At 54.7% G+C, this 20999-nt stretch carries 17 protein-coding genes; 3 read left to right on the plus strand and 14 right to left on the minus strand.

From position 1 onward, the window contains the following. Positions 1 to 222 precede the first annotated feature (222 nt). From RN346_RS12865 to RN346_RS12900, 8 genes are all read right to left on the minus strand, one after another. Complete coding sequence (locus RN346_RS12865; protein WP_311961329.1) at positions 223 to 1287, minus strand: Ldh family oxidoreductase; 1065 nt, start codon at positions 1285 to 1287, stop codon at positions 223 to 225. An 84-nt stretch (positions 1288 to 1371) separates the two neighbouring features. Further along, on the minus strand, positions 1372 to 2049 hold the full coding sequence (locus RN346_RS12870) for a FadR/GntR family transcriptional regulator (RefSeq protein WP_311961330.1): 678 nt from the start codon (positions 2047 to 2049) through the stop codon (positions 1372 to 1374). Between the two features lie 146 nt (positions 2050 to 2195). After that, positions 2196 to 2993 carry an NAD(P)-dependent oxidoreductase gene (locus tag RN346_RS12875; protein ID WP_311961331.1) on the minus strand — a complete coding sequence of 266 codons (798 nt, stop codon included), beginning with the start codon at positions 2991 to 2993 and terminating at the stop codon, positions 2196 to 2198. A 51-nt stretch (positions 2994 to 3044) separates the two neighbouring features. Next, the gene (locus RN346_RS12880; RefSeq protein ID WP_311961332.1) at positions 3045 to 3905 is read right to left on the minus strand and encodes an amidohydrolase family protein; all 861 of its coding nucleotides are present in this window, start codon (positions 3903 to 3905) and stop codon (positions 3045 to 3047) included. A gap of 44 nt (positions 3906 to 3949) precedes the next feature. Then, entirely contained in the window at positions 3950 to 4861 is a 912-nt protein-coding gene (gene kdgD, locus RN346_RS12885) for a 5-dehydro-4-deoxyglucarate dehydratase (protein WP_311961333.1), read from the minus strand. A 151-nt stretch (positions 4862 to 5012) separates the two neighbouring features. Continuing rightward, positions 5013 to 5732 carry an oligogalacturonate-specific porin KdgM family protein gene (locus tag RN346_RS12890; RefSeq protein WP_311961334.1) on the minus strand — a complete coding sequence of 240 codons (720 nt, stop codon included), beginning with the start codon at positions 5730 to 5732 and terminating at the stop codon, positions 5013 to 5015. Positions 5733 to 5873: 141 nt separating this feature from the next. After that, the gene (locus RN346_RS12895; protein WP_311961335.1) at positions 5874 to 7667 is read right to left on the minus strand and encodes a sodium:solute symporter family transporter; all 1794 of its coding nucleotides are present in this window, start codon (positions 7665 to 7667) and stop codon (positions 5874 to 5876) included. Between the two features lie 104 nt (positions 7668 to 7771). Next, positions 7772 to 8926 carry a mandelate racemase family protein gene (locus RN346_RS12900; RefSeq protein ID WP_311961336.1) on the minus strand — a complete coding sequence of 385 codons (1155 nt, stop codon included), beginning with the start codon at positions 8924 to 8926 and terminating at the stop codon, positions 7772 to 7774. A gap of 1300 nt (positions 8927 to 10226) precedes the next feature. On the opposite strand from RN346_RS12900, the gene RN346_RS12905 reads away from it, so the two are divergent. From RN346_RS12905 to RN346_RS12915, 3 genes are all read left to right on the plus strand, one after another. Continuing rightward, a complete protein-coding gene (locus tag RN346_RS12905; protein ID WP_311961337.1) occupies positions 10227 to 12455 on the plus strand; it encodes a right-handed parallel beta-helix repeat-containing protein in 2229 nt (742 codons plus the stop codon). 124 nt (positions 12456 to 12579) lie between these two features. Continuing rightward, positions 12580 to 13503 carry an alpha/beta hydrolase gene (locus RN346_RS12910; protein WP_311961338.1) on the plus strand — a complete coding sequence of 308 codons (924 nt, stop codon included), beginning with the start codon at positions 12580 to 12582 and terminating at the stop codon, positions 13501 to 13503. After that, a complete protein-coding gene (locus RN346_RS12915; RefSeq protein WP_311961339.1) occupies positions 13500 to 14621 on the plus strand; it encodes a dienelactone hydrolase family protein in 1122 nt (373 codons plus the stop codon). The genes RN346_RS12910 and RN346_RS12915 overlap by 4 nt, the downstream gene beginning before the upstream one ends. Before the next feature lie 87 nt (positions 14622 to 14708). Here RN346_RS12915 and RN346_RS12920 read toward each other — a convergent pair whose 3' ends face one another. The 6 genes from RN346_RS12920 to RN346_RS12945 all read right to left on the minus strand — a co-directional run bounded on the left by RN346_RS12920 (position 14709) and on the right by RN346_RS12945 (position 20981). Then, on the minus strand, positions 14709 to 15452 hold the full coding sequence (locus RN346_RS12920) for an ABC transporter ATP-binding protein (protein WP_311961340.1): 744 nt from the start codon (positions 15450 to 15452) through the stop codon (positions 14709 to 14711). Continuing rightward, positions 15449 to 16294: an ABC transporter ATP-binding protein gene (locus RN346_RS12925; protein ID WP_311961341.1), complete on the minus strand. Its 846-nt coding sequence runs from the start codon at positions 16292 to 16294 to the stop codon at positions 15449 to 15451. The genes RN346_RS12920 and RN346_RS12925 overlap by 4 nt, the downstream gene beginning before the upstream one ends. A 9-nt stretch (positions 16295 to 16303) precedes the next feature. Next, positions 16304 to 17080 (minus strand): ABC transporter permease, encoded by a 777-nt coding sequence (locus tag RN346_RS12930; protein WP_311961342.1) that lies wholly within the window; start codon positions 17078 to 17080, stop codon positions 16304 to 16306. A gap of 131 nt (positions 17081 to 17211) precedes the next feature. Further along, a complete protein-coding gene (locus tag RN346_RS12935) occupies positions 17212 to 18228 on the minus strand; it encodes an ABC transporter permease (RefSeq protein ID WP_311961343.1) in 1017 nt (338 codons plus the stop codon). A 38-nt stretch (positions 18229 to 18266) separates the two neighbouring features. Beyond that, positions 18267 to 19877, minus strand: a complete 1611-nt coding sequence (locus RN346_RS12940) for an ABC transporter substrate-binding protein (RefSeq protein ID WP_311961344.1) — start codon at positions 19875 to 19877, stop codon at positions 18267 to 18269. A gap of 351 nt (positions 19878 to 20228) precedes the next feature. Next, entirely contained in the window at positions 20229 to 20981 is a 753-nt protein-coding gene (locus RN346_RS12945) for a FadR/GntR family transcriptional regulator (RefSeq protein WP_311961345.1), read from the minus strand. Positions 20982 to 20999: the final 18 nt, after the last annotated feature.

Here is a 20999-nt window from a genome sequence, read left to right on the forward strand (position 1 = left end):
GCCGGCGTCATACCACGCCTCGCGCCCAAAATCGATATGCTCATTGGTGGTGTACTCGGTGTCGATGGCGCTAAACGTCCTTCCCCCTTTGGCTCAATCATTCTCTACTCATTTAGATACGATTAGCGCACCTCAAGCGCATCTACAGCTTGGAGGAGCTTTCAGAACGACAAAAATGGCGCTTTGTTAATAAAGAGAATGCCCTTTTTACTTTATAGCGATTCAATTCATCAGCGAGTTCAGTTCGTCAACGAGAGTTTTGGGGAGGCTCATCCCGTATCGCATCGTACGCTCGCGAGCCTCAAAACGCCGCTGAGAGGGTAAGCGCGCTCCTTGACCGAGGATATCGTCGAACAGGGTTTCCGCATGGCGTAAGTGATGATCGGCTTCACTGCCCAGAAAGGCTTGCGGACACAGTGCAACGACGAGTTCGCCGTGTAACGGCTTGCCGGTTCCTTCGGTATTGGCTGGTGTGGTCTCGTGACCTAACACGTCGCCGATCAAGGGCCCGGCCATTAGCTCGATCATGGTGGAAAGCGCTGAGCCTTTGTGTCCCCCGAAGGTGCGCATGGCGCCAGCTAATGCTTTGGTGGGGTCGCTGGTGGGGTTGCCTTCGGCGTCCATCGCCCAGTGAGTAGGAATGGACTCGCCAGCCCGGCGACGCAGCTCGATCTCACCTCGGGCCACTTCGCTGGTCGCAAAATCGAAAGTATAAGGAGGGCTTTCCGGTCGCGGCCAGGAGAACGCTAGCGGGTTGGTGCCCAGAAGTGGCCGTGTGCCGCCGGCTGGCGCCACGAATGGATGAGTCGGCGTCATGGCAATACCGACCAGCCCTTGGCTCGAGATCGCCTCCACTTCCGACCATAGCGCCGAGAAGTGAAAGCAGCGATTGATCGCCATGGCAGCCAGGCCTTGGCGCCGAGCCTTTTCAATCAGCATCGGCAGCCCCGTCTCGAAGGCAAGCAGTGAGCAGCCGCGCTGAGCATCGATTCTCACCACACCGGGGGCTTGATCGATAACGTCAGGCAGCGCATGTGTGTCAACGCCACCGTTGCGCGCCGTTTCCACACAGCCGATCAACCGATACAGGCCATGGGAGTGGCACTCGTCTCGCTGGGCGGCGAGAACACTTCGTGTGATCGCTTGGGCATGCGCCGGACTAAAGCCATTGTGCTGAAGAACGGTCAAACTCAAAGACTGCGCCTCTTCTAGCGAGAGGAGAACTGTTTCGCTCATGCGTGTTTTCTCACGTTCTTGTCGGTTATCAGCATTAAAAAAGCAGGTCATCGACCTGCTCGGTTACTATCTTTTTCAAGGCCAAGGTAGACCTTTCTTCTTTCAGCTCGCACAGGGCGGCGTCTTTAAATACTTCTACTTATAGGAGTAGTACGTCTTGTAGGCCCGCTTCAAATGCCGATGCATGGCGATATTGGCCGCTTTGGCGTTGCGCGCCAAAATCGCTTCCAAAATGTCGTCATGCTCCTGCCCCACTTTTTTCAAATACTGGAAACTGGTTTGGACGTCCGCCTCTACCAAGCCCAGCTTGGCCCGAGGAATGGTGCCAACATCCCATTGTTCGTAGATAGTCACAAAGGCCGGATTATGGGTGGCTCGAGCAATAGCGGCATGAAACGCCAGATCTTCGTCCCGTGCCTGAGTCGTCTTAAGACAGGCCTGAAGAAATGCTTTATGTAGTTCGGTCAAGCGCTCTTGATCCTGCTGATCATATCGGCTGGCCGCCAGAGCGGCCGCTTCCGGTTCGATCGTCAAGCGCAGCTCGAGTATGTTCAGGATATCGTCAATAGTGCGCAGTCGGATCTTTTTTTCTGGCGTGCGATTTTCAGGAGTCGAGCGCAGGATTCGGGTACCGATCCCACGCCGCGTTTCGACCAGACCCTGAGACTTGAGATGGGTGATAGCCTCGCGTATGACGGTTCGACTGACGCTGAACATGTCGCACAGCGCACCTTCGGGAGGGAGCTTTTCCCCGACCAGAATTTCCTGACGGGCAATGATACCTTCCAGTTGCTGAGATACCTGCCGCGACAAGCTCCCTCCGTGCACCAGAGGCTGTATGCCTAAACGTTTCATACGAAACCCACTCTCACTCAGATCGATAACTCAGGGTCTTTAGCGCCCTCCCATGCCTGGTACTATAAAGTATTTACCGAGCTTTTTAATGGTACGTATGACGATCAGTCGTCCGGATGGCCCGAGGAAGCGAACTTGCCACCTTGATAGACCACCTCTGGATCATCAGCTGCGGGAACGTCCCCTCTCGCCTCGACCTCTTCACGCCACTGCTCAGAGCTGTACTTGGGCTTCCAACCCAGAAACGATACTTGTTGGTTATCCCACCACTGCTCCGCATTGTCGGAAACACCGTAAACCACGGTATTACCGAGCTTGGGCGCCAGAAACGCACGCTCGAACAGGCTCATCAGATCTTCTACGTGCAGCCAGGTCGCTAGCATGCGCGTATCCTTGGGCTCGGGGAAACAGGAGCCAATACGCACGCTTAGCGTCTCGATACCAAACTTATCGAAATAGAGGCTGGCAAGATCTTCACCAAAGCATTTTGACAGACCGTAAATGGAGTCCGGACGATGCGGCACTTGTGTATCGATCTTATGAGTACGCTCGTAAAACCCAATGGTATGGTTGGAGCTGGCGAAAATAATACGTGGCTTGCCTGAATGGCGGGCGGCTTCATACAGGTTGTAAGTACCCACGATATTAGCCTGCAGAATTCCCTGCCAGGGTTTTTCAAGTGACACGCCGCCTAAATGAATAATGCCGTCACACCCTTCAACCAGTGCCTTGACACCTTCATAGTCGGCCAGATCGCAGGTCACGATCTCTTCATGCGACGCAGGATTGTCGATATCGGAGATATCGGAAAGGCGAACGTTGTTAGCCAGCTTTTGAAGATAAGGGCGAATTGCCTTGCCTACGCCGCCAGCAGCGCCTGTCACCAGTAATCTATTGAGCATGTTGGTTCTCCTTGGTAAATGTTCTCGTTCGGTGGTGAATCGTTCTGGTCGTTAAAAGTCGTAAAGAAACGCCGGATTATCGACCAGTATTTTCTTGCGAGTCTTTTCGTCGGCCCAATCAAGCAAAACGTCGAGCTGTTCGGCATCGCTTGGATAGTGAGCGCGGTTGACGCCTACATGCGGCCAGTTGGCTCCCCAGATGATGCGATCTGGCGCATGGTCGATCACGCGCTTGGCGATAGGCGCCACATCGGAATACTCCGGCCCGCCGGTCTTGCTGGTTTCATAGGCGCCGCAAATCTTGAACCAGGCGTTACCTTTGTCGATCAGGCGGAGAATATCATCGACGCGTCGATCATCGGCGGGCACCGGATCGATGAACTTGCCAATATGATCGATGATGTAACGACCCTCGATTTTTTGCAGTTCATTGTAATAATCGTCCAGATCGCGGCCGTTGAACTGCACCATCAGATGCCATCCCATGTCCTGAATGACCTTTTCCACGGCCAGCATTCGATCGATACCTACCGCGCCACCGGGCAGTTGCATGATGCGAGCACCGCGCACGCCCTGTTCATGAAGGCGCTCAACGTCCTGACGAGAAGCGTCGGGTGTAATGACCGCAATGGCACGGGCGACCTCAGGGCCAAACTGTTTCAGTGCTTCGACCAACGCCGAGTTGTCAGCTTGGTAAGCATTGGGTTGAGTAACGACCACACGCGACAATCCCAACCACTCCTGCAGTTTGCGATAGTTTTCGACCGTTGCCAGCTCCGCGATGGGCGGACCGCCTTCCTGGGACTCGAACCCCGGTAAGAAGATATGAGCATGACAATCCGTGGCGCCGGCCGGCGCTTTCAAACACGGAGCGGGACCGGTTAACGGGCGAGTGTTTTCGGGTATCGACATCCAGCCTCCTGCTGATTGAATAAGACCGCTTGGCAAGCTTGTGGTTATTTCACCGCATCGATCAATTTGGTTAGCTGCTCACGTTCGGACGCGGTCGGCATCACTAAAGGCGCACGCACGTCTCCAGCGGGTTTTCCAACGATGTTGGCGCCCAACTTTATCAGGCTGACGGCATAGCCCTGTTTTCGATCGCGCAGGTCGACGAAGGGAATGAAGAAGTCCTGCGTGAGTTTTTTTACGGTCTCGTGTTCGCCGGCTCTCAAGGCCTTATAGAACGTCGACGCCATGTCGGGAACAAAATTGAAGACTGCCGAGGAGTACGTATTGACTCCAATAGAGAGGTAGGCTTCGGCAAAAATTTCAGCGGTGGGAACGCCGCCAATATAAGCAAGTCGGTCACCAACGGTTTTGACGATCTTGTTGAGTGCCTGAATATCGCCCTTCCCATCCTTGAGTCCGATAAGGTTCGGGCACGCCTCAGCCAGGCGTTTGACGGACCCAGCATCCATGACGCCGTTACCGCGATTGTAGTAAATAACGTTCAGCGATGTGCTCTCACAGATTTCGCACGCATACTGAACAAGTCCTTCCTGAGGGCACTCTGTCAGATAGGGGGGCATGAGTAGAATGCCGTCGGCCCCGGCTTCTTCGGCGATTTTTGCCTGAGCCTTGGCTTGTTCGACACTTTGGCCAGCACTTGCAACAATAGGTAGCTGGCCGCCGATCGTCTCGACCGCTGTGGTCACCACTTCACGAAAGTCCTCAAGCGAAAGGCTGAAAAACTCTCCCGTACCTCCAGCCACAAACACCGCTGAAATTTCATGACTGACAAACCATTTCAGGCGTTCCTGATAGCTGTCGCGAGCGAATCGGCCCTGATTATCGAAATCCGTAACTGGAAACGACAATAAACCATCCGAAATGGACGCCAGCGTTTTTTCACGTGAGAAGTGCATGAAAGATTTCCTATATGATGTCTGGTTAAAATACATCACACAAACACAAGAGGCAGTCGAAGCTGGATCAATACAAACCAACCGAGTCTGGCAAGGGTTCAGCCTCAGAGCGTTAGCAGGCGGCCAGCTTCGACCAGCGGTAATAATACGCTTAAAAACGGTAGCTGTAGGTCAACTGGACCGCATCGTTGTTTTCGCCCGCATTATAAGTAGCACCATCACGAATTTCGTCCTTACGTTTGTACGTCAGCGCCAGCGTATTGGCTTCGTTGACCCTATAAGCGGCGCCCAATTCATGCTCCCAACGGTCGCTGTTTCCGGTATACATGCTACCTGTATCGCCCAGCACATAGGCATAGCTGGTATTCCATGCCAGACCTATATTGTCGGTCAGCGCATAGCCGATATACCCGTCGAAACGATTCACACGAGAGCGGTCCCCCCCCCCTTCACTGAAGGTCTGATACTCGTAGCGATAGCGTGCACCAACACGCCAGTCATCACTGACTCGGTAATTGAGCCTTACCATAGGCCGCATGGTTTCCGAGCCGGGGTTGAATTTGTACTCGATCTTGGGCTGAATCGACCACCGCTTAGCTTCGTCCAACGTGTAGGTATAGCCTAGACCAAAAAGGTTTTCTGCCAACTCGGGGCGACCACTGATTTCGTCTCGCCAGCGGCGCTGATGTTCATAGGCAATACCGATATCGTTATCGAAAACATGGCCTATTCCAAACTTCACCTTGAAGTCCTGGTTTTCTCTAAAGGTTTGCTCGTACTTGGTTGAAATAGTGGTTGAGCTTGCCTGGCTCAGACTGCAGGAGAACATGGCTAGGGTAGCAAACCCAATTACTAACGTTTTATTTTTCATGAAAATCACCTTGGTAAAAATTTTTGTTATTGCTGATGTGTCTGGCGTATTCAGGGGACCTCACTCCCTTCGTAGTATTTATGACATATGACTTTTATGAAGGTCCCGGCTAACCAAAGCCGGGACCTGCTGTTGTGATGGTTACTTGTAGGCGACTTGCGCCTGGATCTCTTCGGCTTCTTTCATGGCGCGCTTACTGGAGCGTGCGGAAAGGAGCATGAGCATGGCAGGAATCATGAGAAGCGCGCCGCACAGCAGCATGATCAGACGCCCGTTTGTGGAGTTGGGTAGAAGTGAAAGTCCCATGACCATGACGCTACCGATCAGAATCAAACGCCCCAGAATGATCTTCTGCCCATAGTCCACTGCGTCGGCGGCCGGGTCGGCATCGGTGCTTTCCACCGGTGTTTCCCAACGGCGCCACATTTCCTCTCGTTCGGCAGCGCGCTCAGTAGAGTGTGCTTGTGGCTTATAGAACAGGCTACTGAGCAAGAAGAAGCCACCGGTGATAACGGCGTGAGCTCCGATTGCAAAGGCGACGCGAAAATCGGACCACTCACGCGTAGTGATATCCATGCCCATGACGCTGCTCACAAGCTCCGGGCTCAACCAGGCGCCAACGCCGTAGGAGACCATGCAACCCACTACGAGCGTGCCCCACCCCGACCAGTCCGGCGTTTTACGAACGATCAAGCCAAGCATGGCCGGAATAGTGATCGGGAAGGTGATCAACGCGCTGGCCGTCAGCAGGATTTCAAACAGGCTCATGCTCTTGAGCGAGTTGATAAACAGACTGATCCCAATGATGATGGCACCAAAAATCAAGGTGACCATACGCGATACGCGTAGCATTTCCTGCTCGTTCGCATGGGGTTTGATGATCGAAAGGTAGAAGTTGCGTACGAAGAAACCCGCGTTGCGATTCAGCCCCGAATCCATCGAGGACATACTAGCCGCGAACATGGCCGCCATGAGCAGCCCCAGCATACCTGCAGGCATGTATTCACTAACGAAGCCCACGAAGACCGCTTCATTGGCGCTAGCGCCTAACGTGCTAAAGTTCTGAGCGAAATCAGGACTGTATGCGTGCATGAACCATGCAGGGAAGAACCACACAATCGGGCCGACCAGTGCCAGACAAAGCGTGAACAGCGCGCCCAAGCGGGCATTCTTGCTGTTTTTGGCGCACATGTAGCGATAGCCGTTGAGCGTATTGTTCATCATGAAAATCTGCTTGATGATGAGCATGAATACCCAGAAACCAAAGAGCCACGCGTAGCCGTAGCCGCTGCCGGTCAAGAACTCACCGTCGTAGCTGGAAACGATGCTGCCAATGCTTTCGGTGTTGCCCCAGGCAACGATAAAGCAAACGAACGTGACCGACATGATGATCAACATCTGAACATAGTCAGACGCTACTACGGCCCAGGCACCGCCGGTTACCGACATTGCCACCACGGCGATGCCCGCTAGCAAAATGACCGTTTGAAGCGGCACGTCGAATACTGCCGAGGTGATGATAGCGAGAGCGCTCAACCACGTGGCCGCCGATACCAAGCCATCAAACATGCTGAACCAGATAAAGGTCTGTTCGCTTGGCTTACCAAAACGCATTTTCAACGCCTCGGCCGCCGTCACCACACGCAGCTGCCTGAACCGTGGCGCGAAATAGACATAGTTGAGGAAATAGCCAGCAGCATTGGCCATGAACAAGAAGATGATGGCGAAACCACTGACATAGGCCTGAGAGGCGGCACCCGTAAAGGTCCACGCAGAAAACTGCGTCATGAAGGCGGTCGAGCCCACCAACCACCAGAGCATGTTACCGCCGCCGCGAAAGTAATCACTGGTATTGGTGTTGAAGTTTTTGAAAACCCAACCAATAACCACGAGAAAAACGAGGTAAATCAGTATTACCCATACATCGATACTCATGATGAGCCCCTTTTACTTTATTGTTTGAATATCGGCTTTGCCGAAGTGGTGCATCTGGCGCGTCGGCTCATGAATGCTGAAAGAGCCAATCGAATCTGGTTGGTTTAATAGCTCTCCAGTATGTTGTCCTTGATGTAATCGAAATTGATGCTTTCGCCCAATCCCGGACGATCCGGCAGGTGAACGAAGCCTTGCTCGTCCATTTCATCGACGATGACGTTGAGATAGCCAGGCGCTTCGTCGTAATCCATGTGCGGGTGTAACAAGCCGCGCTCGTACCACTGGCAGTTGGTAATGGCGCCCACTACTGCCAGATTGGGTGCACCATTACCATGAATTTCACAGTCCATGCCAAACGCTTCTGCCAAGTGTGCAGCCTTGATACAAGGCGTAATACCGCCGCCATTGGCAACGCCGGCACGCAATATGTCGCAGGCATTGTGCTGAACCCAGCTGGCACGACTCTGATGCTTGCCGCCCAAGGTTTCCGGACCGATGACAGGAACATCTACCTGCTGTGTCAACCAGCGGTAGGACTCCATGGAGTCTTCAGGCATCGGCTCTTCGAACCAGGCGAAATCCAGCCGAGAGAGTGCGCGGCCGATTTTCAGGGCATCCAGTCGGTTGTACCAGTGATAACCGTCCAGCATGAGCGCAATGTCAGGCCCTACGGCTTCACGCACGGCTTCACAGGCGCGAATATCCATCTCCACGCTGGGTGCGAAGCTGACCGGCGGCATCCAGGTATGCAGCTTGATCCCCTGATAACCGCGCGCGACCAAATCCTGTGCGAATTGGGCGTACTCTTCCGGAGTCGATAAGCCTCCCCGGGTTTCATCACCACACATGGTGCTGGCGTACGCCTTGACTTTGTGACGGGCGCCGCCGAGCAACTGGTAAACCGGCACACCCAGCTGCCGGCCGGCCAGATCCCAAAGCGCCTGATCCAGAATGGCCATGGCTCGGTCGGTGAGCTGGGCCCCGCTACCGCGCTGACGAAGCCAAAGATCCTGCCAGATCAATTCCCTGCAGTGGACTGGCTTACCCAGGGCCGCCTTCTTGAAATACTGCTCCACGATGTAAGGGCGGATCAGCTCTTTGGGCGCGAAAGCGTAGCCCTTGTTGCCATCCTCGGCTGTAACGCTGAGCATGGCAATCTGGGCTTCACTGGCCTTACCGGCGTGGGCATGGCCTGCGCTATCCCGCGCTAACCTGGACTCATAGCGGATTACATCTACTGAAATTTTTTCGATCTTCATCGTGTCTGGTCCTGTTTTTGTGTCGGTCGATGTTTAGCCTTACGCGCAAGGTAATACATAATATGTTTAACATTAAAGAGACCTTATCTACTCAACAACATAGACAATGGTATGAAGCAGATCCTAATTTCGTGACAGATACCAACTATCCCATTGAATGAAAAAGATTTAATGACCGAAAACAAACAACCATTTTTCGTTTTCTGCGCGATATATATGAGACTACTGAAACTCTGGATGAGCAATTCCGACACAAGGATCACACATGGTTGCCGTGATTTTTAGAAATCACGTGGTGCCACGTCGCTTCTCCTAAAAAGCCATTTCTTCATTTTCTGTGTCGCAATTGATGAACAAGAAATTTACAGCGCTGTGAGAATACGCTACTTGCTAACAAGCATCCTTATACCGCCACTTTAACAATTGATATCTATTAGCCCTCTCTTTCATCGCTTACCGCGTTTTCATTTAGTATTGGCTAGATCAGTATTGGCCAGAATGGCCACATCACTTCAACCGCTCTGTCAAATTCTGATATCACGAACGCGCATACGCGTTCCACCTCACATTGCTTTGAACTCACGCCAGCCATACCTCTCAAAAACCTTTATATATTAATGACAAGACTTATAAATGGAGCAAGAAGGAAGCGGTTTCAAACCGCTCATGTCGGTTATCGAACACGAGCTTTTAAAGAGCAGCGGACCACAGGATATCGTTTGCCACCCCACTTTACCCATTTCCCGCATGAACGATAAATATAAGGTGTCGATCAATACTGTTCGTTACAAAACTGAGGATTTGACTCTGCTTCTAGTAGTTTTTCTACCGGTACAGAAAATATTTATAAAGCTCGAATATGCATATTTCGTTCGATAGGTACCTTCTTCTCTCCCCTAAAAAGAGAGCCTTGCCAAGACCTTTTTGTGTTCAACGTAAATATCACGCTCACCTTAAAACTTCTTACTGGCTAAAAAACGCTCATAAAAATTCAAAATTCCTACACACAGCGGCTACCTCTTAGCAGCCGTACAATTGCCAGACCATATTGTTAGTTATCGCCTGAATAATCAGACAAGCATTTTTACCACATCGATTTTTTGAGGTAAGCAAAAACCCGGGTCGGGTAGAGACACAACAGGACGGCTTGCAAAAGCGGGAAGACTTATACTTTAAGCTAATATTAGCAGTCAAACATACTATGTATTATTTTTAATCAACAAAGCACATGGACTGCCATAAAGCTATTAGTGGCTTGGCTAAAACAATCATAAATACAGTTATAAACATAAGGTTTTTCATGAAAAAAATCGCAACGCTTGTCTTTACTTTTGTCTCACCTGCACTAGCGACTTCGCTTGTTCATGCCGATGACGTCTCAGAGCTGGTTTGGGAAAGTATTACGTTTGGTCAATCCACCGATTTGAATTTTGGCTCTACCATCCTTCCCGATAAAGTGGGTACCAACGAGGTAACCCATGACGGTGAACCTGTCGCATCGGGTGCTCTGCTCGAGCATGTCACAATAGAGAGTCGCGGCGGTAAATTAGCCAACTCTCATGAGGGGGGAACTTTTTATTATACAACGCTACCGACCGACCAGAATTTCGTACTTAGCGCAACGCTCACGCTCGAGCAGTTAGGTCCCGAGACGGGCGCCACCCCCAATCGACAGGAAGGCGCCGGGATCATCGTGCGCGACGTACTTGGCGCCCCACGCGCTAACCCTCAGCCCGTCGGCCACGAAGAGTTTCCGGCAGCTTCCAACATGGTCATGAATCTGTTGCGCTCGCATAGCCGTGAAAACGATGGCCTGACAAACGCAACAGCAGTGTACCGCGTAGGCATTCAGGACCCTTGGGGAAATCCTGGCAACCTGCTTAGCAAGGAAGATTACGCCGAAGGAATGGAGTATGGGGGCGAACATCGCTATCACATGAGTCTAGCGCGTACCGATGAGCACTTTAGCGTTAGCTTCGATGATGGTGATCAGGTCCATCGTCATGAATTAAGTGACGCCCCCGCCAACCTGGTCAAGATTCAGGACCCGGATCATCAGTACATCGGCTTTTTCGCCGCTCGAAACGCGCGGCTTGGCGTATCGGATATCACCCTCGAGCTTTCCGACGCCGACACCCAACAAGCCAAGGCCTATGAAGCGCCACCGATGCCGCTGGTCTGGTCCGTCGCCTCCCCCGAGCTCGTTACCACGGATGATTACGCGCTTCAGGCGATAGCCAATTACGCTGGAACATATAGCGTTTCTCGAGAAGGAGAAGCGCTCGGCGAGGCGCAAAAGTTAGACGCCGGGGAGCTTTATCGCTTGCCGCTGGAAGTCAACGAGCTTATGGAAGTGGCGCTGACGTTCGACCCTTCGGATGGGCCGGGCACTACACAGGAAATCTCCTTAACGCTCGAACCGGCCAGCGTTGCCGACCCCTACAACCTGTACGTATCGCCGGAAGGCCGCGAAGACCAACCAGGCGATCTTGAGAACCCCTTGGATCTGGCCTCGGCTATTACTCGCGTTGCGCCGGGCGGCACCATTCACATGGCCGATGGTGAGTACGAAGCGATCGAGATTCCGCTTGGCGCCAGCGGCTCGCCCGGGGCATTAAAACGGCTTTCCGGTGAAGGCGCGGACGTACGCTTTACCGGTATGGTGTCGCATAACGCACACTATTGGCAGCTGGACCACTTGGAAGTCGACGGCGAGCGATTGATCGTTCATGGCAGTCATAACGTCTTTGAACATATCGTGACCCACGGCGCGCCGGACACAGGGTTTCAGATAACCTCACCCGATGACGTGGGTCGCGCGCTCTGGGCAAGTCACAACACCGTGCGCTACAGCGAAAGCTATAACAACGAAGACGCCTCGGGTATCAATGCAGATGGATTTGCCGCCAAAATGCGTATTGGTGACGGCAATTCATTCGACCACTGCCTTTCCCACCACAATATCGATGACGGCTGGGATCTGTTCAACAAGGTCGAGGATGGCCCCAACGGCGTTGTTACTATTACCAACTCCATCGCTTTCAACAACGGTCAAACACTGAACAATCAGCAGGCTGGCGGTAATCTGGGTAATGGTTTCAAACTGGGCGGAGAAGGCCTGCCTGTCGCGCACACCGTGGAAGGCAACTTGTCGTTCAACAACGGTATGGATGGCTTTACCGACAACTTCAATTCCGGGCCGCTTACTATCAGCAATAACGTGGCAATCGACAACGCGCGGTTTAACTTCATCGTTCGCCAAAGTCCTTATGGTGATCAGCTCGAGCCGGCCACGCTGACGGACAACGTGTCACTTCATCTCTTGAGCGAAAGCCAGTACCACGATAGCGTCCATGGCGATATCAAAAGCGGTAACTGGTTTATCCAGGAGGATGACGTCTCAGACGCAGACGCCCCGTTCGATAAGCAAACCCTTGATGACATCAAGACATTACTGCAGCGTGATACCGGTACGGTAAGCGAGCAGCGCGAGCGGGCGCTGCAACTACAGCGATTGGTTTTCGATTGAATTAAAAGAGCGCCTGAAGCCTTTGCTTCAGGCGCTCTTTTAATGAGAACCCCGTCAAACTGCGCCCTGATTCTTGCCCATCACGGTGAAGTCCTGGCGCAGTTTGTCCGCTTCAGGAGCCTTCATGAGCAGAACACTTCAACATGAAACCGTACTCCCCCTCTGGAACGAGCCTCCTGCAGGTACGCCAGAAAATCTGCAGCCGAACGTGGAAGAACGCTCAGGCAATCCATTTCGTGCGAACCGAGCGCTTACCGGTGTCGTGACCCCCAGCCTGACAGCCTGGGTACCCGAGCAGCCAAACGGCGCCTCGATCATCATCGCTCCCGGGGGCTCATATCGCCGAATTGTGCTGGATAAGGAAGGGCTCGAACTCGCCCGACTTCTGGCACCGCTGGGCGTGACCTGCTTTCTGCTGACCTACCGTCTACCCGGAGAAGGCCACGCAAACCGCGCCGACGCGCCACTGGCCGATGCGCAGCGCGCGATACGTATGCTCAGAATCCACGCCGACGAGTGGCGTCTGGATCCCAAGCGAATCGGCTTTCTGGGATTTTCCGCCGCGGGCCATCTAGCCGCGTCGCTTGCCACTAACCATGACCGAAACACGTATCCCCTTCTTGAAAAGGAGCAAGGCGTGTCTGCGCGCCCCGATTTTTTGGCACTGGTTTATCCGGTCATCACCATGCAGGACTCGGACGTACATACCGGCTCCCGCGACGCTCTGCTGGGCGAAACGCCCTCTTCCTTACAAAAGGATGAGCGCTCACCGCAACTGAACGTTACCCGCCAAACGCCCGAAACCTTTATCGTGCATGCCGATGACGATCCATCGGTATCACCCATGAACGCCATAACGTTTTACTGCGCGCTCCATCGCGCTGGCGTGAAAGCGGAGCTGCACCTTTTTCGCGACGGCGGCCACGGCTTCGGTATCGCCGGCGCGCAGGCCCTGCCAGTTGCCAAATGGCCCGATCTTTTATCCGACTGGCTGATGCGAATCGGTGCGCTAGCTGTCGGCAATGAATCCTTTGGGAACGACCAATGAAAAGACTTTCGACGATAACGTTGGCGCTGGCGGCCTTGCATACCGCTCAGGCCGACCCACAGGGCGTCACCGAGGACAACCTCCCGCTTTTTCATCAGGCGCTCAAGGAGCGCATGACATTTCCGCTTGCTTACGAGGGCGGCGACCCAAGCACTTGGCGTGAACGTGTGTTGCCCGAGGTACGTGCCAGTATCCTGCCCTACACCGCCTCTCGTCCGTTCGACGCCAAGCTCATCGACGAGGTCGATCGAGGCAGCTTCGTTGCTCGTCGTATCGCCTTCAACGTCACTGATGAAAGCCGTATAACGGCGCTATTGCTCGTTCCAAAGGGGGAAGGCCCTTTTCCGGCAGCGCTGATGCTGCATGACCACGGCTCGCGCTTTGATATCGGCAAGGAGAAGTGGATTGCCCCCTGGTACGACGAACAGCGGCTAAGCTCGGCCACTGAGTGGGCAGCCCGATTCTTCTCAGGCCGGTTTCCCGGCGAGGAATTGGCCGAGCGTGGCTACGTCGTCTTGGCTGCGGACGCGCTCGGCTGGGGAGACCGTGAAGGCAACGGCTATGAGGCACAGCAGGCGCTGGCGGCCAACCTGTTCAACCTGGGCTCTTCGCTGGCGGGGCTGATCGCCCTCGAAGATGTGCGCGCCGCGGCGTTTCTAACAGAGCTTCCCGACACCGACCCGAACCGGGTCGCTGCGGTCGGCTTCTCGATGGGTGCGTTCCGGGCATGGCAAGTGGCCGCGCTCTCTCCGCACATTAGTGCCACCGTCGCCAACGCCTGGATGGCGCAGGCAAAGGGGCTGATGGTGCCGGGCAACAACCAGCTGCGCGGCCAGTCGGCCTTCAATATGCTGCACCCGTCCCTGCTCCAGCTGCTCGACTTTCCCGACGTGGCGGCGCTAGCGGCTCCCGCGCCCATGCTCGTCTACGCCGGTGAAGAGGATACGCTCTTTCCGCCCAGCGCGGTCGAGGGCGCCATGGCGCGCATGCATGACGTCTGGCGCGCCCATGGCGCCGAGGAGCATCTGACGACGCGCCTGTGGGAAGACAAGGGGCACGTCTTCACCGCCGATATGCAGGACGCCGCCTTCGAGTGGCTCGATGCGCAGCTCCGATAACCTCGATTGAGATCGTCAAGGCGCTGGCATGGCCTAGCGTTGACTAAATGATCCAGTGGCCGGCGCCCCACGGGCGCCGGCCTTTTTTCACTCGCGGCTGAAAGCGTGCTCGAGAAGCTCCCGGGTATAGGAGTGGGTCACGTTGCCCTCGACCAGATCATCCCGGGAGACGACCTCGACGATTTGGCCGGCTTGCATGACGGCAACCCGTTCACACAGGTGAGCGATGACGCCCAGATCGTGGGAAACCATCAGGTAGGTGAGCTGATGGCGCTGGTGCAGCGAGGCGAGCAGGTTAAGGATTTCCGCCTGGACCGAGACATCCAGAGCAGAGGTCGGCTCGTCAAGCAACAGGATGCTCGGGTCCATAATGATCGCCCTTGCAATCGCCACACGCTGACGCTGGCCGCCCGAGATCTGATGGGGGTAGCGCGGCAAAAACGACGCATCAAGCCCTACATCCGTGAGCGCTTTCTCGATGCGATCCGCCTTGTCCGCGACGCCCTTGATCGCCAAGGGTTCGCTCAGGATCTTTCGAATCGTGTGGCGGGGATGCAGGGCGCCGAAAGGATCCTGGAATACCATCTGGAGGGTATCGCTGCGCTTTTTGGGCGGCGTCTCAGCGATCGAGCGCCCCTCGATTTCGATTGCGCCCTCCCAACCCTGAAACTGTCCTGCCAGACACTTGAGAATACTGCTTTTGCCCGAGCCTGATTCGCCGACGAGCCCGAAGCACTCCCCCTTTCTTATCTCGAGGGAGATGTCGCTCAGGATGCGCTTGCGCTTGGTGAAGGTCGAGATATCGAAGGAGAGCGAGTCGATGGCGATCATGGCGCGCCTCCTTGGGTGAGCCAGGCGGGATCGCGGGTCATCACCGGAAGTGTTGCCCGGCGGTGGCGCAGGCTCGGCAGCGACTCCATCAGTCCCCGCGTGTAGGGATGCGAGGCGTTGGCGAGATCACTCGCCCTGATCGATTCGACCACCTGGCCGCTGTACATCACCAGCACGCGGTCGCAGAACTTCTTGACCAGGTTGAGATCGTGGCTGATGAAAATGAGGCTGATGTTCTTTTTCTCGATGAGCCGGGTGAGGATATCGAGCACGTCCTGCTGCACAGAGACATCGAGCGCCGAGGTGGGCTCATCGGCGATGATGATGTCAGGCTCGGGAATGACCATCATGGCGATCATCACCCGCTGACCCATTCCGCCGGAGATCTCGTGCGGGTACTGGTCATAAACGTGCTCGGGATCACTGATGCTGACCTCGCGCAGCATATCGAGCGCCGCCTCCCGGGCGGCTTGGCGCGAGATGCGCCGATGCACGCGAAGCGCTTCGGCGATCTGGTCGCCCACGCTCACCACCGGGTTCAACGAGAACTTCGGGTCCTGCATGATCATCGAGATATGCTGGCCGCGGATGGAGCGCATCGCCTTTTCGCTACAGGTGAGCAGGTCTTGATCGCGAAACGCGAGTCTCTCGGCGCTCACTTGGGTGGAGGGCGAGTTGAGGCGCAGAATCGCTTTCCCCACCGTCGACTTGCCCGATCCAGACTCGCCGACGATGGCCAGCTTCTCGTTGTTCAGGATGAACGATACGTCGCGCACCGCGTGCTTGGCGCCATCATCGGTATGAAACGTGACGTTGAGTTTTTCGACTGTCAATACGCTCATGGGTACTCCTCACTCGGTGCGTGGATCGAGAAGATCGCGCAGGCCGTCGCCCAGCAGGTTGAAGGCCAGGCTGACCAGCATGATAGCGGCGCCGGGAAACGCGACCAGCCACCAACTTTCGAGCATGTAACTACGCCCAGTGGAGATCATCGCCCCCCACTCGGGCAGCGGCGGCTGGGCCCCCAGACCCAGAAAGCCGAGCGCGGCGGCGGTCAGAATAACTGTTGCCATGTTCATGGTCAGGCGCACGATCAACGAGGGGAGACACATGATAGCGATGTAGTGAAACAGGATACGTGCGGCGCTGGCGCCCTGAAGCTGCGCAGCCACCACGTAATCTGATTTTCGAAAGGTCATGGTTTCCGCGCGTGCTAAGCGCGCCACCGGTGGCCAAGACGTCAAGGCGATAGCAATCACAGCATGCTCGAGACCCGGCCCAAGCGCGGCCACGAACGCCAGTGCCAGCACCAGACTCGGAAACGAGATAAAGATATCGGTGATGCGCATGAAGACGCTGTCGACCCAGCCGCCGAAGTAGCCGGACATGGTACCGATCAGAAGCCCCACCGGCCCAACGATGACGGTTACGAGAAAGATGATGTAGAGCGTTACTCGTGAGCCGTAGACGACTCGACTGAAGATGTCACGGCCATACTCATCGGTCCCGAACCAGTGGGCCGGCGAGGGCGATGCCAAAACACGCGTCAAGTCCTGAGCAAGCGGATCGTGGGTCGCGATCCAAGGCGCAGCGATCGCACAGATCAAGAGTATGGCGACGATGACCACACCCGACGCACTTAAAGGGTTCTTGCACAACTTTTTGAACGATTTAGTCCACAAGGCTAGCATCGAGTAGCGCGCACTAGGCCGCGCCGCACGCGCATCAAGACGATGCTCCATCGCTTGGATAGTTTTCATTATTGGGTCCTCGGATCGAACAGCTTGTAAAGGACATCGGAGAGCAGATTCAAGAACACGAACACCAGCCCGATGAACAGCACCGACGCCATGACCGCGTTCATATCTCCCATCAAGAGACTATCGGTCAAATACTGGCCAAAACCAGGCCAGGCAAAGACCGTCTCTATCAGCACTGCTCCTTCGAGCAAGCCGCCATATGCGAGCGCCACGATGGTCAGAAGCTGAACGCGAATGTTCTTGAAGGCGTGCTTCCAGATAACACTTCGCTCGGAAAGCCCCTTGACTCGGGCGGTCTTGATATACTCCTGGGAGAGCTGTTCGAGCATGAAGCTGCGGGTCATGCGGCCAATGAAGGAAACCGAATTCAGGCCGAGAATTAGTGCTGGCAAGGCGATATGACGTACTGCGCTAAAGAAAGCCTCGATACTGCCGGAGAGCAGAGTGTCGATCAGATAGAAACCGGTATAGCTCGTGAACATGCCGTCGTAAGCAAAACCGATGCGACCCGCGGCCCCCGCCCAATTGAGCCACGCATAGAAGATAATCAGGCCGACCATGCCAACCCAAAATACCGGTGTTGAATAGCCGAACAACGTGATCAAGCGCGTCAGGTGATCGCCCAAACGCCCACGATGGGTCGCGGCATACACCCCCAGCGGTACCCCCAGCCCAACGCCTACCATGATAGCAATAGTGGCGAGCTCAATGGTGGCGGGGAGCACACGTAGAATGTCATTCACCACCGGGCTTCCCGTCAGAATAGCGCGCCCAAAATCGCCGGACAGCATATCCTGTAGATAATAGACATACTGAACCCAGATAGGGCGGTCGAGCCCCATTTGCTCAAATACCTGCTGGTAAGTAGAGGTATCGGCATCGGGGCCGATGACCGCCAGCACCGGGTCGATCGGCATTAGCCGCCCGATCACGAAGGTCATCGTTAAAAGCCCGAACAGGGTGATGAAAACGACACCCAGTTTTTTCGCAATACTCAGATAGCGTGATCTTGTCATTATTATCTCCTCGCAGTTGAAGCCTTCGACGGCGATTGTCAGCGCTTGGTGATGGATCTCAGGCGCGTCATCGCCGCTGGATCATCGCGATACCCTTCGACCTCATCCCGTACAGCAACGGTATTGACCATCTGCGAGAAGGGAAACAAAGCTCCCACGTCCTCTTCGTAAAGGGACTGGATCTCGCCATATAAGCGATTTTGTACGTCGCTATCCGACTCCGCCACGGCTTGTAAAATCAACTCATTAATACGCTCGTTCTGATAGCCGGTTCGCCAGCCCTGAAAGTTGGTGAGCCGTGCCGCATCGTCGTTGTCCGGGTTAAACAGAAGCGGGGTCAGATTGGAGTCCGGATGGGGCGCCATTCCGCCACCGCCTCGCCCTACGAGAATATCGAAGCGACGATCGCGCATGGCGCCATAAATCTGGTTGCCCGTGCCGGTGATGATCTCGGCATCAATACCGATGCGCTGCAGGCTGCTTTGCAGGTTGATCGCCACATTGATGAAGGGAGACTCGTTGAGCGCACGAATGGTGGTAGTAAAGCCGTTTTCGTACCCTGCCTTGGCCAGCAACGATCGGGCCTGCTCGTTGGAAAGTGAATACATCGGTTCAGGCAGCGTAGCGGGCAAGCCTAGCTTGACTGGGCGCTGATGAAACTCGCCGTAATACGACATGATGCTGTCGTTGACACCCTCGTAGTTGATAGTGCCGCGGATGGCCCGTCGTACATTCTGATCGGCCAGAATCTCGTTTTGCATGCTAACGGCAACGTAGTAAAGGGTACCGCGCTGAGTGGTCTGTAGATCGACGTCCTCTGCGTTTTCTAACGCGCGAATATCGGGAACCGACATACCGATGGCGACATCGAGATCACCTCGTTCGATCATCAGCCGCATGGTCTGAGATTCCTTGAGGTTGCGCATTGCTACTCTGGAAAGCTCAGGCACCTCGCCCCAATACTCCTCATTGCGAGTCATGACGATTCGGTCCTGGGGAATCCACTGTTGCAGAATGAATGCGCCACTACCCGCTGCGTTAGTGGTTAGCCACTGGTTTCCCAGATCGTTTTCCTGTTCATGAGAAAGCACCAGCTTCTTATCGAGAATGAACGCACTGGGACTGGTTGCCAGGGTATATAGCACTAACTTGGGATCGAGCTTTCGGGGAAAGCCGATCACGACCTCATGAGAGCTTGGCATCGACACAAGCTGTGACATGTTCTCTTGGCTGTAACCCAATGCCTTCCAGGTCGTTGCCAGCGCCATGTTGAGTTCCATGACTCGCTCAAGACTCCATACCACGTCTTCAGCGGTAAGCGGGTTACCCGAATGAAAGTTAATGTCGTCACGCAGCGTAAACCTGATCGACATATCATCGTCGGCGATTTCCCAATCACTAGCGATGGCGGGCAAAATCACGGTCGGATCTTCTGGATCCAGCTCGATGAGCATGTCGTAAAGGTTGGCATTGACGAAGGCGATATCGTTGCCCGTAGATGCCGCCGGGTCCAACGAAAGAATATTATTCATCTTGAAGGCGATGATCAGCTGGTCGCTTGGCGTATTGGCGTGGGCCGTAGTCATCCACAGCAACATTAGCAGTGCGCTGACACAACGTGAAAATACGCAACTGGGAAGGAAACTCATACCATACTCCGTCAGGTTAGCGGGAGGTCGTTGTATTTATGCTCGGTAGCGTTTTCCTGGCGCTTACCAACAAAACTGAAAACGCCTTGCAGGTTAGCCCTAGTCATATACTTCAGTAAGTTATAACGAAGCTCCTTATTGGTAATACATAATACGTTTAACAACGTACTGCTATTGCGTTGCGCCGACACTTCCCCATTAGTCTAAAAAGACGTCAGCTTGTACCAGCGCGCTACGCTCGTACAGTTCAGTCATCCATCGCATTAATGAAACTCTCAGGCCAAGAGCCAGAGTTCTTGAACAGTTAAGTCAAATACCCTACAGATCCGGCTCGAGAAAATACCCGCGGGCTCAAGGAGTGCTAGTCACGTACTGGGCGTAGGTATCGCGGGCGCGCTCAAGGTGCTGCTTCATTGACTTAAAGGCCGCCTTGCTGTCGCGCTTGAGAATGGCTTCCAGAATGCGCGCATGCTCACCCTGAACCCCCTCAAGATAGCGCTGAGAAGAGAGCGGGTTGATTTCGCTATTGGACAGTTTGGCTCTGGGAATGACACCCTGACTCCAGTGCTCGTAGAACGACTGGAAGAAAGGATTTTTGCTCGCCTGAGCGATGGCAAAGTGGAACAGATAATCCTCTTCACGCGCCTGTGAGCGTGCCACATAAGCGCTGGTGAAGGCGTGATGCTGTTGTTCGAGCCGCGCTTGATCGTTACTGTCGTAGCGCAGCGCCGCATGCTCCGCCGCCGCCGGCTCGATCGCCAAGCGCAGCTCAAGCAAGTGAAGAATGTCCTCGACCGTAGTCGGATTGATCTGCTTTGCTGGCAACGCCTCGATCTTCGCGGCGCGCAGCACTGAAGTTCCGACCCCACGACGGGTTTCGACCAAACCCAGCGATTTCAAATGGGTAATGGCTTCACGGATGACCGTGCGGCTAACGCCGAAGGAGTCACACAGGCTGTTTTCGGTGGGCAACCTCTCCCCCACCTCCACCTTGCCTTCGGTGATGAGTGTCTCCAACTGATCCGCCACATGAACCGAAAGGCTGCCCCGTTGGGTCACCCGATTCACCTTGAACGCTTTCGTCCGGGAAGTTTGACTGACCATACACGCTATCCATTCCTT

The sequence above is a fragment of the Halomonas sp. PAMB 3232 genome (assembly GCF_031954225.1).
Classification (GTDB): Bacteria; Pseudomonadota; Gammaproteobacteria; order Pseudomonadales; family Halomonadaceae; genus Vreelandella.

Excerpts from the sequence above, each read along its gene's own strand:
- RN346_RS12865 (WP_311961329.1), bottom strand. The coding sequence starts at position 1,287 with ATGACCTGCTTTTTTAATGCTGATAACCGACAAGAACGTGAGAAAACA.
- RN346_RS12875 (WP_311961331.1), bottom strand. The coding sequence starts at position 2,993 with ATGCTCAATAGATTACTGGTGACAGGCGCTGCTGGCGGCGTAGGCAAG.
- RN346_RS12880 (WP_311961332.1), bottom strand. The coding sequence starts at position 3,905 with ATGTCGATACCCGAAAACACTCGCCCGTTAACCGGTCCCGCTCCGTGT.
- kdgD (WP_311961333.1), bottom strand. The coding sequence starts at position 4,861 with ATGCACTTCTCACGTGAAAAAACGCTGGCGTCCATTTCGGATGGTTTA.
- RN346_RS12890 (WP_311961334.1), bottom strand. The coding sequence starts at position 5,732 with ATGAAAAATAAAACGTTAGTAATTGGGTTTGCTACCCTAGCCATGTTC.
- RN346_RS12895 (WP_311961335.1), bottom strand. The coding sequence starts at position 7,667 with ATGAGTATCGATGTATGGGTAATACTGATTTACCTCGTTTTTCTCGTG.
- RN346_RS12900 (WP_311961336.1), bottom strand. The coding sequence starts at position 8,926 with ATGAAGATCGAAAAAATTTCAGTAGATGTAATCCGCTATGAGTCCAGG.
- RN346_RS12905 (WP_311961337.1), top strand. The coding sequence starts at position 10,227 with ATGAAAAAAATCGCAACGCTTGTCTTTACTTTTGTCTCACCTGCACTA.
- RN346_RS12910 (WP_311961338.1), top strand. The coding sequence starts at position 12,580 with ATGAGCAGAACACTTCAACATGAAACCGTACTCCCCCTCTGGAACGAG.
- RN346_RS12915 (WP_311961339.1), top strand. The coding sequence starts at position 13,500 with ATGAAAAGACTTTCGACGATAACGTTGGCGCTGGCGGCCTTGCATACC.
- RN346_RS12920 (WP_311961340.1), bottom strand. The coding sequence starts at position 15,452 with ATGATCGCCATCGACTCGCTCTCCTTCGATATCTCGACCTTCACCAAG.
- RN346_RS12925 (WP_311961341.1), bottom strand. The coding sequence starts at position 16,294 with ATGAGCGTATTGACAGTCGAAAAACTCAACGTCACGTTTCATACCGAT.
- RN346_RS12935 (WP_311961343.1), bottom strand. The coding sequence starts at position 18,228 with ATGACAAGATCACGCTATCTGAGTATTGCGAAAAAACTGGGTGTCGTT.
- RN346_RS12940 (WP_311961344.1), bottom strand. The coding sequence starts at position 19,877 with ATGAGTTTCCTTCCCAGTTGCGTATTTTCACGTTGTGTCAGCGCACTG.
- RN346_RS12945 (WP_311961345.1), bottom strand. The coding sequence starts at position 20,981 with ATGGTCAGTCAAACTTCCCGGACGAAAGCGTTCAAGGTGAATCGGGTG.